The organism is Bradyrhizobium sp. 141, from assembly GCF_023074055.1.
GTDB lineage: Bacteria > Pseudomonadota > Alphaproteobacteria > Rhizobiales > Xanthobacteraceae > Bradyrhizobium.
On sequence record NZ_JADPKR010000041.1, the window covers coordinates 25,434 to 36,574 of the forward strand.

The 11,141-nt window shown below is 65.8% G+C and carries 10 protein-coding genes and 1 pseudogene; 1 reads left to right on the forward strand and 10 read right to left on the reverse strand.

The window, feature by feature from the left end; genetic code table 11:
• Window positions 1–24: 24 nt before the first annotated feature.
• The 3 genes from IVA81_RS12160 to IVA81_RS12170 all read right to left on the reverse strand — a co-directional run bounded on the left by IVA81_RS12160 (window position 25) and on the right by IVA81_RS12170 (window position 3,246).
• Window positions 25–1,536, reverse strand: a complete 1,512-nt coding sequence (locus tag IVA81_RS12160) for a tripartite tricarboxylate transporter permease (protein ID WP_247316688.1) — start codon at window positions 1,534–1,536, stop codon at window positions 25–27.
• Between the two features lie 4 nt (window positions 1,537–1,540).
• A complete protein-coding gene (locus IVA81_RS12165) occupies window positions 1,541–2,032 on the reverse strand; it encodes a tripartite tricarboxylate transporter TctB family protein (RefSeq protein ID WP_247316694.1) in 492 nt (163 codons plus the stop codon).
• Between the two features lie 221 nt (window positions 2,033–2,253).
• Window positions 2,254–3,246 (reverse strand): tripartite tricarboxylate transporter substrate binding protein, encoded by a 993-nt coding sequence (locus tag IVA81_RS12170; protein ID WP_247316695.1) that lies wholly within the window; start codon window positions 3,244–3,246, stop codon window positions 2,254–2,256.
• Here IVA81_RS12170 and IVA81_RS12175 point away from each other — a divergent pair.
• A complete protein-coding gene (locus tag IVA81_RS12175; protein WP_247316697.1) occupies window positions 3,239–3,931 on the forward strand; it encodes an SRPBCC family protein in 693 nt (230 codons plus the stop codon). The two genes, IVA81_RS12170 and IVA81_RS12175, sit on opposite strands and share 8 nt — an antisense overlap.
• A gap of 7 nt (window positions 3,932–3,938) precedes the next feature.
• On the opposite strand, the gene IVA81_RS12180 is transcribed toward IVA81_RS12175, so the two are convergent.
• The 7 genes and pseudogenes from IVA81_RS12180 to folP all read right to left on the reverse strand — a co-directional run bounded on the left by IVA81_RS12180 (window position 3,939) and on the right by folP (window position 11,071).
• Window positions 3,939–4,706: a DUF3298 and DUF4163 domain-containing protein gene (locus IVA81_RS12180; protein WP_247316724.1), complete on the reverse strand. Its 768-nt coding sequence runs from the start codon at window positions 4,704–4,706 to the stop codon at window positions 3,939–3,941.
• A gap of 60 nt (window positions 4,707–4,766) precedes the next feature.
• Window positions 4,767–6,923, reverse strand: coding sequence for a methylmalonyl-CoA mutase (gene scpA, locus IVA81_RS12185; protein ID WP_247316706.1), 2,157 nt, complete (start codon window positions 6,921–6,923; stop codon window positions 4,767–4,769).
• Between the two features lie 16 nt (window positions 6,924–6,939).
• On the reverse strand, window positions 6,940–7,404 hold the full coding sequence (locus IVA81_RS12190; RefSeq protein WP_346659388.1) for a GFA family protein: 465 nt from the start codon (window positions 7,402–7,404) through the stop codon (window positions 6,940–6,942).
• A pseudogene (locus IVA81_RS12195) lies at window positions 7,401–9,273 on the reverse strand (methylmalonyl-CoA mutase family protein). The gene IVA81_RS12190 and the pseudogene IVA81_RS12195 overlap by 4 nt, the downstream one beginning before the upstream one ends.
• A gap of 81 nt (window positions 9,274–9,354) precedes the next feature.
• Complete coding sequence (folK, locus tag IVA81_RS12200) at window positions 9,355–9,846, reverse strand: 2-amino-4-hydroxy-6-hydroxymethyldihydropteridine diphosphokinase (RefSeq protein WP_247316708.1); 492 nt, start codon at window positions 9,844–9,846, stop codon at window positions 9,355–9,357.
• Window positions 9,846–10,214 carry a dihydroneopterin aldolase gene (gene folB / locus IVA81_RS12205; RefSeq protein WP_247316710.1) on the reverse strand — a complete coding sequence of 123 codons (369 nt, stop codon included), beginning with the start codon at window positions 10,212–10,214 and terminating at the stop codon, window positions 9,846–9,848. The genes folK and folB overlap by 1 nt, the downstream gene beginning before the upstream one ends.
• Window positions 10,211–11,071, reverse strand: coding sequence for a dihydropteroate synthase (folP, locus tag IVA81_RS12210; RefSeq protein WP_247316712.1), 861 nt, complete (start codon window positions 11,069–11,071; stop codon window positions 10,211–10,213). The genes folB and folP overlap by 4 nt, the downstream gene beginning before the upstream one ends.
• Window positions 11,072–11,141: the final 70 nt, after the last annotated feature.

An 11,141-nucleotide genomic window follows, 5' to 3' on the forward strand; every position in this document is an offset into this window, starting at 1 on the left:
CAGGCGAGGGCCGCCCGCCCGATATCACCGGGATGCTGCCGCCGCCGTCTGCGGCTGTTTCACCTTGCGCCACACCCACACCATCACCGGCCACAGCAAGGCGCCGATCGCCATGGCGGCGAGGATGGCCGCGACCGGACGTTCGAAGAACGGCAGGATGCTGCCGTCGGACTTGATCAGCGAGGTGACAAAGGCCTGCTCGACCATGGTGCCCATGACGATGCCGAGCACCATGGCGGCGACGGGATAGCCGTTCGCCTCCATGACATAGCCGATCACGCCGAAGGCGGCGACGGTGACGACGCCGAACATGTTGTTGCCGATCGCGAACGAGCCGACCGCGCAGCACAGCATGATGATCGGCATCACGGTGGAGCGCGGCGCCAGCAGGATATAGGCTGCGACGCGGATCATGGCGATGCCGAGCGGGATCATCATGATGTTCGCGATGATGAACATCAGGTAGATCGCGTACATACTCGACGCCTTCTCGGTGAACAGCGTCGGGCCCGGATTGAGGCCCTTCATGTAGAGCACGCCGATCGCGATCGCGGCGATGGTGTCGCCGGGGATGCCGAACAGCAACGAGGGCACCCAGCCCGAGGCAATGCTGGCATTGTTGCTGGCGCCGGCCTCGACCAGGCCCTCGACATGGCCGGTGCCGAACTTTTCAGGCTCCTTGGAGAAGCGTTTCGACATCGCGTAGGAGACCCAGGCGGCCATGTCGGCGCCGGCACCCGGCAGCACGCCGATGATGATGCCGACGATGTTCCCGCGCGTCATCTGCCAGTGATACATCTTGGTCAGCTTCCACTGGCCGGCCATGATGCTTCCGAATTTTCGTCGCGGCAGCGGCGGCGGCTCGGGCGTCAGCATCGCGCGCATCACCTGCGCCACCGCGAACACGCCGACCAGCGCCGGGATCGGCTCGATGCCGCCGAACAGATCGGTGATGCCGAAGGTGAAGCGCGGCACACCGCCGGGATTCTCGATGCCAACGCAGGAGACCAAGAGGCCGAGGAACATGCCGGCGATCGCCTTCACCGGCGAGGAGCGCGCGACCAAGGTGGCGCACATCAGGCCGAGCAGCGCCAGCCAGAAATATTCGTAGGTCGAGAACGACAGCGCGATCTCGGCAAGGGGCGGCGCCAAAATCATCAGCGACAGCACGCCGGCGATGCCGCCGACGGCGGAGAACCACACGCCGGCGCCGAGCGCGAGCTCGGCCTGGCCCTTGCGGGTCATGGCGTAGGCCTCGTCGGCATAGGCGGCGGAGGCGGGCGTGCCGGGAATGCGCAGCAATGCGCCCGGGATATCACCGGAGAAGATCGCCATCGAGGACGCCGCGACGATGGTCGCAATGGCCGCGATCGGCGACAGATAGAAGGTCACGGGGACGAGCAGGGCGGTTGCCATGGTTGCCGACAGGCCCGGCAGCGAGCCGATCACGAGGCCGTACACGGAGGCTGCGAACATCGCGATGATGACCTCCCAGGTGGAGATCAGCGCGAACGCGTCAAGCAGGGTTTTCAACATGGGATTACCAGGGCGTCGGCAACAGGCCGGCAGGCAGCGGCACGCGCAACAGCTTGCCGAAGATGAGGTGAATGGCGAACGGCGAGAGCGCGGCGAGCGGCAACGCCAGCTTCCACTTGGCCCCTAACGCGGTGGAGGTGATGTAGACCATGATCGCCGCCGTGATGATGAAGCCGAGCCGGTCGGCTGCGGCCACGTAAAACAGCAGCAACGCCGGCGGCAGCAGGGCGCGCAGGCCGTAGAGCTTGCCTTGCGGTGGCGGCGCGGCTGCCTGGCCGTCCTCCAGCGGGATCAACTCTTCCTCCTCCTCGAAGGAGTGGCCGATCCCGAACACGATGGCGAGCCCGCACAGCGCTAGCCCCGTGCCGATCACCAGCGGAAACACGTTGGGGCCGACCGGCTGCCCCGGTACCGGCGGCAAGATCCAGCCGCCATAGGCAGCCGCCGCGCCGAGCACAACGAGAAACGATCCCGTGACGGAGTCGGGAAGACGCATGAGAGAAGTCCTATGAGAGAAGTTCTCCCTCGCCCCGCTTGCGGGGTGAGGGTTGGGGTGAGGGGGAGTCTCCGCGAGAGCGGTGAGAGTTGGACTCGTGAAGGCTCCCCCTCACCCGAATTCGAGCGAAGCTCGAATTCGACATCTCCCCCGCATCCGCCTTCGCCAAGGCTTCGGCAGACAAGCGCGGGAAAAGGCGATCTGAGCGTCGCAGTACCGGATCACGCCTTGCTCAAACCCGCCGCTTTCATCGCTTCGCCCATCTGGGCGTCGCCCTTGTCCATGAAGCCAGCGAACTGGGTGGCATCGCCCCAGACAGTGCCGAAGCCGCGATTGCTCATGAAGTCCTTGAACTCGGCGGATTCGTAGACTTTCTTCAGGGCCGCGGTGAGCTTGGTCGCGATCTCCGGCGGCAGGTTCTTCGGTGCGCCGATGCCGCGCCAGGCGCCGGTTGCGTAGTCGATGCCCATCGCCTCCTTCAGCGTCGGCACGTCCTTGAAGACCGGATTGCGCGCGGGCGCCATGATGGCGAGGCTCTTCGCCTTGCCCGCCTCGATGATGGCACGCGCCTCCGGCACCGAGCAGGTGGTGAGGTCGAGGCCGCCCGCGGCGAGATCCTGCATCGCGGGCGCCGCGCCGTTTGACGGCACCCAGGCGACCTGGTTGGCGGGCAGGCCCATCGCCTGCATCCAGCCGACCAGAGCCAGATGCCAGATGCCGCCCTGGCCGGTGCCCGAAGCCTTGAACTTGCCGGGAGGGGCGGCCTTGATCGCCTCGGCGAGCTCCTTGACCGTCTTGTAGGGCGAGGAGGAGGAGACCTGGATGCCCGGGGGGTCCTCGTTCATCAGGGCCAGCGGCGTGTAGCTCTTCGGCGTCAGCTCGGTGAGGCCCTGCCAGTGCATCATCGAGATTTCGACGGTGAGCATGCCGATGGTGTAGCCGTCGGGCTGAGCGGTCGCGATCGCGCTATGGCCGACCACGCCGGAGCCGCCGGTGCGGTTGACCACGTTGAAGGGCTGGCCGAGGTCCTTTTCCAGCAGCGCGGCGACAATGCGCGCGGTCGCATCGGTTCCGCCGCCAGCGCCCCAGGGAACGATCACGGTGACCGGACGGGCCGGATAGGCTTGTGCGAGCGCGGGCTTGAAGCCGAATGCGGCGGATGCCGCGACTGCGGCCGTTGAAGCCGCAAAGGTGCGGCGCGAAATCTTGGACATTGAATGCCTCCCAGCGGCGCCCGTGACGTCGGGCGCTCTTGTCAATGGCGACATTCTAGTCGGCTTTGCAGCGCCGCCGCAAGGTAGCGCTACCAACGAGATCGACGTGTTGTGTGAAAACTGCAGGCCCGTCGGATGGGCAGTCGGAAATCGGGTGGGTTTTGCCCGCACGCGCCGTCAATCTGAGCGCGTAACCAAAGCCAAAGGCAAGCCATCGATGACCCAAGCCTATTACAGCGCCGTGCTGGACCGCCCGCTAGACGAAGTCTGGTCGCTGATCCGCGATTTCAACAATTATCCCGCTTATATCGACGGCGTGAGCGAGAGCGTGATCGAAGACGACAAGCGCGGCGATGAAGTCGGCGCCATCAGACGCTTCTGCTATCTCGGAAACTGGATCCGCCAACGCCTCGTCGATCACTCGGACCGGCAGCACACCCTGACCTATGCCGGTCTCGAAGCGTTTCCCTATCCGCAAGATGACGGAAGCCAGACGCCGGCGCCGACGCGCTACCAAGGCACCATGCATCTGCGCCCGATCACCGAGGGCGACCGTACCCTCATCGAATGGTCGGTCGCGCTCGATACCGAACCTGCGGACGCTGATCGCTGGCAAGCCCTGTTTGCGTCCTGGATTCCCGGTTGGACGGATTCGCTTGCGCGGACGCTGGCTCGGGCCAGTTAGCGATCGCTCACGGCGCGTCCGCGTCGCCTTTCGGACGCGCGCCGCCGAAGATGCGCGTGCCTTCCGCGGTGAGGTAAGGCTTCAGCGTCTCCCACGGCACGAATGCGACATACGCGCCCTCGGCGTAGGGACCGACGGCGTAGGGCGGGTAGTGGAAGCTGAGGCCGGAGCTCTTGCCCGCCTCGGTCGAGGGCGCGAGCGTCACCGCGCCGATCCTCAGCAGGCTCGGCTTCAGCTCCTTGAACCATTCGTCGGTCGCGGTCTCGCCGGCGTCGCGCTTCTTCTTCTCGGTTCGGAGCGAGGTGATGATGGCCTTCACCATCGCCTTCATGGTCGCACCGTTGTCGGCGGTCTCGGTGAAGAACGGGCGGATCGAGATCCGCTTGTTGTCGGCCTTGTCCCACAGGATCGTGTTCACGTCCGAGTTGGGATGCGCGCCATGGGTGTTCATGTAGTCGTTGCGGAGGACGCTGACATAGCGGTCGGCAACGACGGAGCGGATCGTATATTTGCGCTCAAAGTCCCAACCGCCTTCTTTGAAGAACTGCGGATCGGCCTTGCGCGAGGCGGCGGCTTCGGAGGCGTTCTTGTCGAGCCACTTCTTGCCTTCAGCCAGGCAATCGGCCGCGAGCGGCGCATCCGCCTTGATCCTGTCGTCGAGAAAGATACGAGCCTCGATGCTTTTGTTGTTGATGATGGCGTCGGGCTTGGGGTCGGCCGCGTGGGCGGAGCCGAACAGCGCGCTGCAAACCGTGGCGACAGCGAGCGCGCGCATGAACGTTGGCGCGAGACACATCACGCAAAATCCTTCTTGTCGGAAGATCGACGGCGACGGCTACTCCGCCGCCTCGCTATGCCCCAGCCGTGCGTTCAGCTTGCGGATCAGCTCCTCCGCCGCGTCCGCGATCACGGTGCCCGGCGGGAAGATCGCCTCGGCCCCGGCGGCATAGAGCGCATCGTAATCCTGCGGCGGCACCACGCCGCCGACGATGATCATGATGTCGTCCCGGCCCTGCTTCTTCAGCGCGGCCTTCAGCTCCGGCACGGCGGTGAGATGGGCAGCTGCGAGCGAGGAGACGCCGAGGATGTGGACGTCGTTCTCGACCGCCTGCCGCGCCGCTTCGTCGGCGGTCGCAAACAGCGGCCCGATATCGACGTCGAAGCCGATATCGGCAAACGCGGACGCAATCACCTTCTGGCCGCGGTCGTGGCCGTCCTGGCCAATTTTCGCGACAAGAATGCGCGGGCGGCGGCCTTCAGCCTCCTCGAACGCGTCGATCAGCGCCTGAACCTTCTCGACCTGGTTACCCATGCTGGACGCCTCCCGCTTGTAGACGCCGGTGATGGATTTGATCTCGGCGCGGTGCCGGCCGAAGACCTTCTCCATTGCGTCCGAGATTTCGCCGACGGTCGCCTTGGCCCGCGCCGCGTCGATGGCGAGCGCGAGCAGATTGCCGTTGCCTTCACCGGCCGAACGCGTGATCGCGGCGAGCGCGGCATCGACGTCCTTCTGACTGCGCTCGCTCTTCAGCCGCGTCAGCTTGTCGATCTGCAGGCGCCGGACATTGGTGTTGTCGACCTTCAGGATGTCGATCGGCATCTCGTCGGTCGGCTTGTACTTGTTGACGCCGATCACCGCCTGCTTGCCGGCATCGATGCGGGCCTGCGTCTTGGCGGAAGCTTCCTCGATACGCAGCTTCGGCAGGCCGGCCTCGATCGCCTTGGCCATGCCGCCGAGTTCCTCGACCTCCTGGATGTGGGCCCAGGCCTTCGCGGCGAGGTCGCGCGTGAGCCGCTCGACATAATACGAGCCGCCCCAGGGGTCGATGATGCGGGTGGTGCCGCTCTCCTGCTGCAGAAACAGCTGGGTGTTGCGGGCGATGCGCGCCGAGAAATCGGTTGGCAGTGCCAGCGCTTCGTCGAGCGCGTTGGTGTGCAGCGACTGGGTGTGGCCTTGCGTCGCCGCCATCGCCTCGACGGTGGTGCGCATCACGTTGTTGAAGACATCCTGCGCGGTCAGCGACCAGCCCGAGGTCTGGCTGTGTGTGCGCAGCGAGAGCGAGCGTGGATCCCTAGGGTTGAAAGGCTTCAAGAGCTTGGCCCAAAGCAGGCGCGCGGCGCGCAGCTTGGCGACCTCCATGAAGAAGTTCATGCCGATCGCCCAGAAGAACGACAGGCGCGGCGCGAAGCGGTCGACGTCGAGGCCCGCGGCAAGGCCGGCGCGCAAATATTCGACGCCGTCGGCGAGCGTATAGGCAAGCTCGAGGTCCTGCGTCGCGCCGGCCTCCTGCATGTGATAGCCGGAAATCGAGATCGAATTGTATTTCGGCATCTTTTGCGAGGTGTAGGCGAAGATGTCCGAGATGATCCGCATCGAGGGCGTGGGCGGATAGATGTACGTGTTGCGCACCATGAACTCTTTCAGAATGTCGTTCTGAATGGTGCCCGACAGCTTCTCCGGCGGCACGCCCTGTTCCTCGGCGGCCGCGACATAGAGCGCGAGGATCGGCAGCACCGCGCCGTTCATGGTCATGGACACGCTCATCTGGTCGAGCGGAATCCCCGCGAACAGCGTGCGCATGTCGTAGATGGAATCGATGGCAACGCCGGCCATGCCGACGTCGCCGCCGACGCGCGGATGATCGCTGTCATAGCCGCGGTGGGTCGCGAGATCGAAGGCGACCGAAAGGCCCTTCTGTCCGGCCGCCAGGTTGCGGCGGTAGAACGCGTTGGAATCCTCCGCCGTGGAGAAGCCGGCATATTGCCTGACCGTCCAGGGCTGGTTGACGTACATGGTCGGGTAGGGGCCGCGCAGATAGGGCGAGATGCCGGGATAGGTCTCGAGGAAGTCGAGCCCGGCAAGATCGGCCTCGCCATAAGCGGGCTTCACCAGAATTCCCTCGGGCGTCAGCCAGGGGTCGGCGCTGCCGGCGGGCGCTGCTGTGGTTGCCCTCTCGAAGGCGACGTTAGCGAAATTCGGAATGCGGCTCATGGCTTCAACCATATCATCAATCATGATCCGGATGCTGATGGCTGACGATGGTCGCCATCTTCTCCGGTCCGTAATTCTGTTGCGTCGTCTGGCTCGGCAGGTTGGCGATGCCGACCACCCAGCCGAGGCGGGATTCAGTGCCGAACTGCCGCGTCGGGATCACCCGGTCGGGGCGGTCGAAGGCTCCGGTCATGATCTCGACCCGGTCGCCGTCGATGCGGCCAAAGCTCAGCGGCGTGCCGCAGGCGGGGCAAAAGCCGCGCTCGGCGATGGTGGAGGAGCGGAAGAACGACGGCTGTCCCTTGGTCCAGGCAAAGTCCGTCTTGTTGATGTCGGCGAAGGAGGCGAACGGCGCGCCGCTGGCCTTCTGGCACATCCGGCAGTGGCAGATCGAAATCTTGTTCGGTGCCGTCATGACTCCAAAGCGTACTGCGCCGCATTGGCAGCCGCCGGTGAGAACGGGTTTAGAGGTGTCGGTCATGCCTGCTCCATCCGGTCGATAGGCGTCCTGCAGTGTCGCAAGCGCATCGCCGCCGGCGAAGACGAAACCGGTGACGCCGGCCGCGCGCAGGGCCGCCTCGGCATCGGTCGGGCGGCCTGCCAGATAGATATGTCTGCCGCCCGCCGTTTGCAGGGCCTTCGCCGCAGCTTCCGCGTGTTCCGCATAGAGCTTGTCGCTGGAACAAAGGCAGGCAAGCGCCGCGCCGGACGCCTTGAAGGCGGCAGCCAACTTGGCCGGATCGGCAAAGCCCTCGCTGTCCGCGGCCTCGATACCGCCGGCCTCGAAGAAGCTCTTGGCGAAGGTCGCGCGCGCCGTGAAATCGGCGGGCGTGCCGAGATTGGCCAGAAATACTTTTGGCCGCGCGCCGCGCGACTTGAGCGCCGCATCGGACTTGTCGCGCAGCGCCTCGAACGGTTGCGCAAGCCGGATCGGCGGTAGCGCGTCAAACTTGTATTTCTGCTCGCCATACGGTGCCAGCGCGACCGGCGTCGCTTTCAGCACCTTCGTTTCGCTCTCGTGCAGGTTCGGAAACTCGCTGGCGCCGGTCAGCACGTCGCGGCGTTTTGCGATGTTGGCGTCACGCGCCTTTCGCGCGGCCGCGACCTTGCTCTGAAACAGGCCTTGCTGAAGCGCGGCGAAGGCGCCGCCGGCTGTCTCGCTCTCCTGGAATAGCGCCCACGCGGCCTCGCACAGCTGCGCGGTCAACGTCTCGATGCCGCCGGCGCCGGCCGCAGGATCGCTGACCTTGCCGAGGTTGCTTTCTTCCAGCAGCAAGGCTTGCGTGTTGCGGGCCACGCGCCGCGCGAACGGATCAGGCAGGCCGAGCGCCAGCGTGTGCGGCAGCACGGTGATCGCGTTGGCACCGGCGAGCCCGGCGGCAAACGTCGCGATGGTCGCCCGCAGCATGTTCACGTAGGGGTCGCGCTGCGTCAGCATGCGCCAGGCGGTATCGGCGGCGATGAACAGCGGTTTTGGCGTCAGCCCGCAGGCCGTCTCGATGCGAGCCCATAAGAGCCGCAGTGCGCGGAATTTGGCCATGGTCAGGAACTGATCGGCATCGGCGGCAAGCCGCGCATAGACCATGCCTTGCGCCTGTTCCAGAGGAATGCCGGCGCCTTCGATCGCGCGCAGGTAAGCCACGCCGCAGGCGAGCACGAAGGCAAGCTCCTGCACCTCGGAGCCGCCGGCGTCGTGGATCACGCGCCCGTCGGCCGAGGTGAACGGTCCCTTGAAGCCGAGCCCGGCGAGCCCCTTGATGGCGCCGGTGACGGCCGGAGCAATCTCCTCCCAGGTATAGGGACTGTGGCCCCACACCGCGCCGGCCGCGAGCGGATCGAGCCCGAAGCGGATGTCGCAGGCGGCGGGATCGAGGCCCCGGCTCTTCACATATTCCGCGACATGGATCGCCGCCATCCGCGATTGCGGACCGATCTGGAGCTCGAGGCCGATGCCGGCATCGAGATGAACGTCCTTCAAGACTTTTGCGACCGCATCCGCCGAAGGTTCCAGGCCGAAACCATGAGCGCCGCTGCCGCCGGCGAACACCAGAGCGAGCCCGGTCGCGCCATTCTCCAGATCAGTCAGCGCTTGGGCATTCGCGAGCGCCGCATCGGGATGGTCGATCCGCTGGATGATTTGCCAGGGCGCGGCGGCCGGCCGCCCCACCACCGGCGCAACGCCTTTGGCGCGCGGATAGAGCGGCTCGATCTTCAGGCCGTCATAGGTCTTGCCGACCAGCTTTTCGAACGGCGCGCCCTTCAGCACGCCATCGACCAGCTTGCGCCAGTCTTCGACGGTTGCTTGAGGAAAATCCGCCGCCAGCGGCAGGTCGTCAGTCACGGAGGTCATGCGGCGAGGGGCTCCCGAAAATCTTGTTATTCGCAGGCGAAATTGCCACGGCGGACCGTCCCTGCAAACGGTTGTTTTTGGTTAACCGGTATCCGGAAGCCGCTCAATGCCTTGCGTCGAGACGCTGGCGAGGCCGTCACGCACACGAATGCCTGAGATCACGCGCTCCGGCGCGATTTCGGCCAGCGGCACCAGCACGAAGGCGCGCTCGAACAGGCGCGGATGCGGCAGGGTCAGATCGGGCTTCTGCAAGGACACGTCGTCATAGGCGATCATGTCGAGATCGAGCGTGCGCGGGCCCCAGCGCCGTTCCTTGTCACGCGTGCGACCGAATTTCTGCTCGACCTTCTGCAGCACGAACAATAGCGCGTGCGGATCGAGACTGGTCTCGATCTCGATGCAGGCATTGATGAAGGGGGCCTGGTCCTCGTCGCCCCAGGGCGGCGTCGCGTAGTCGGAGGAGCGCGCGATCAGCGCACCTTGCGCCACGCCGCAGATATGCGCGATCGCCTTGGCGAACGTCGCGCGGACATCGCCGACATTGCCGCCGAGCGCGATCAGGACGCTTGCCATCAGGGGTGCCGCGAGCGCGTCAGCATGATGCCGACGTCGTCGAAGATCGCGGCGATCGGCGCATGCGGCTTGTGCACGGTGATCTTCACGGCGCGGATGCGCGGGAAGTTGGACAGGATGGCGTCGGCCACCGCGCCGGCGGCGCGCTCCAAAAGCTTGTAATTGGTGTTCTTGAATGCCGCCGTCGTCGTCGCCACGACGTCGGCGTAGGAGACCGTATCGGCGAGCCGGTCGCTGCGCGAGGGCTCCGACAGGTCGGTATAGAGTTCGAGATCGATGACGAAGCGCTGGCCGACTTCGGTCTCGTGATCCATCACGCCGTGGCGGGCATGGATCGACAGGCCGGTGACGAAGATCGTATCGGTCATTGCTTGCCCTCGATTGCGTTCGCGACCCGCAAGGCCTGCAAGGTCTCGGCGACGTCATGGGTCCGAATGATTTTTGCGCCGCGCTGCGCGGCGATCAGATGCGCGGCGATCGAGCCGGCGAGCCGCTCCTTCGGCTCGGACGGCGACGCCGAGGCGATGAAGCGTTTTCGCGAGGCACCAACGAGGATTGGCAGGCCGAACATCTCGAATTCGCGCAGCCGCGCCAGCGCGGTCATGCTCTGCTCGGCGGTCTTGCCGAAGCCGATGCCGGGATCGAGCACGATTTTTTCGCGCGCAATGCCGGCCTTTGCGGCGATATCCAGCGAACGCAGGAAGAACGTCTTCATGTCCGTGATGATGTCGATGGCGGGATCGGCGTCGTCGCGGTTGTGCATGACGATGACGGGGACGCCTCTTGCGGCCACCAGGGGGGCCATCGCGGCGTCGCGTTGCAGGCCCCAGACGTCGTTGGCGATCGCCGCGCCCTGATCGAGCGCGAAGGCCACCACTTCCGCCTTCATGCTGTCGATCGAGACCGGCACGCCGAGTGCAACCACGCCCGCCAGCACCGGCTTGAGCCGGGCGAGCTCGTCGTCCGCCGTGACCGCCTTGGCGCCCCTGTAGGGCCGGGTGGACTCGGCACCGATATCGATGATGTCGACGCCATCAGCGATCATCGCCCGCGCCCGCGCGAGCGCCTGCTCGGGCGCGATGAACTCGCCGCCGTCGGAGAAGGAGTCCGGGGTGATGTTGAGCACTCCCATCACCGCCGGAATGGGCCGTTCCAGCAGCGTCCGCAGCGCATCTAGCCCGGCCGAGCCGGCCGGCGGGACGGATGGGGAGGGCGAGGCATTCATGCGACCCGCTTTGCGCGGGCGGGGAGAGGGAGTCAAGCGGGGAGGGGGTGGATGAGCAGCCATCAAGAGC

Excerpts from the sequence above, each read along its gene's own strand:
- IVA81_RS12165 (WP_247316694.1), bottom strand. The coding sequence starts at position 2,032 with ATGCGTCTTCCCGACTCCGTCACGGGATCGTTTCTCGTTGTGCTCGGC.
- IVA81_RS12180 (WP_247316724.1), bottom strand. The coding sequence starts at position 4,706 with ATGCGCGCGCTCGCTGTCGCCACGGTTTGCAGCGCGCTGTTCGGCTCC.
- folP (WP_247316712.1), bottom strand. The coding sequence starts at position 11,071 with ATGAATGCCTCGCCCTCCCCATCCGTCCCGCCGGCCGGCTCGGCCGGG.
- folB (WP_247316710.1), bottom strand. The coding sequence starts at position 10,214 with ATGACCGATACGATCTTCGTCACCGGCCTGTCGATCCATGCCCGCCAC.
- folK (WP_247316708.1), bottom strand. The coding sequence starts at position 9,846 with ATGGCAAGCGTCCTGATCGCGCTCGGCGGCAATGTCGGCGATGTCCGC.
- scpA (WP_247316706.1), bottom strand. The coding sequence starts at position 6,923 with ATGAGCCGCATTCCGAATTTCGCTAACGTCGCCTTCGAGAGGGCAACC.
- IVA81_RS12160 (WP_247316688.1), bottom strand. The coding sequence starts at position 1,536 with ATGTTGAAAACCCTGCTTGACGCGTTCGCGCTGATCTCCACCTGGGAG.
- IVA81_RS12190 (WP_346659388.1), bottom strand. The coding sequence starts at position 7,404 with ATGACCGACACCTCTAAACCCGTTCTCACCGGCGGCTGCCAATGCGGC.
- IVA81_RS12170 (WP_247316695.1), bottom strand. The coding sequence starts at position 3,246 with ATGTCCAAGATTTCGCGCCGCACCTTTGCGGCTTCAACGGCCGCAGTC.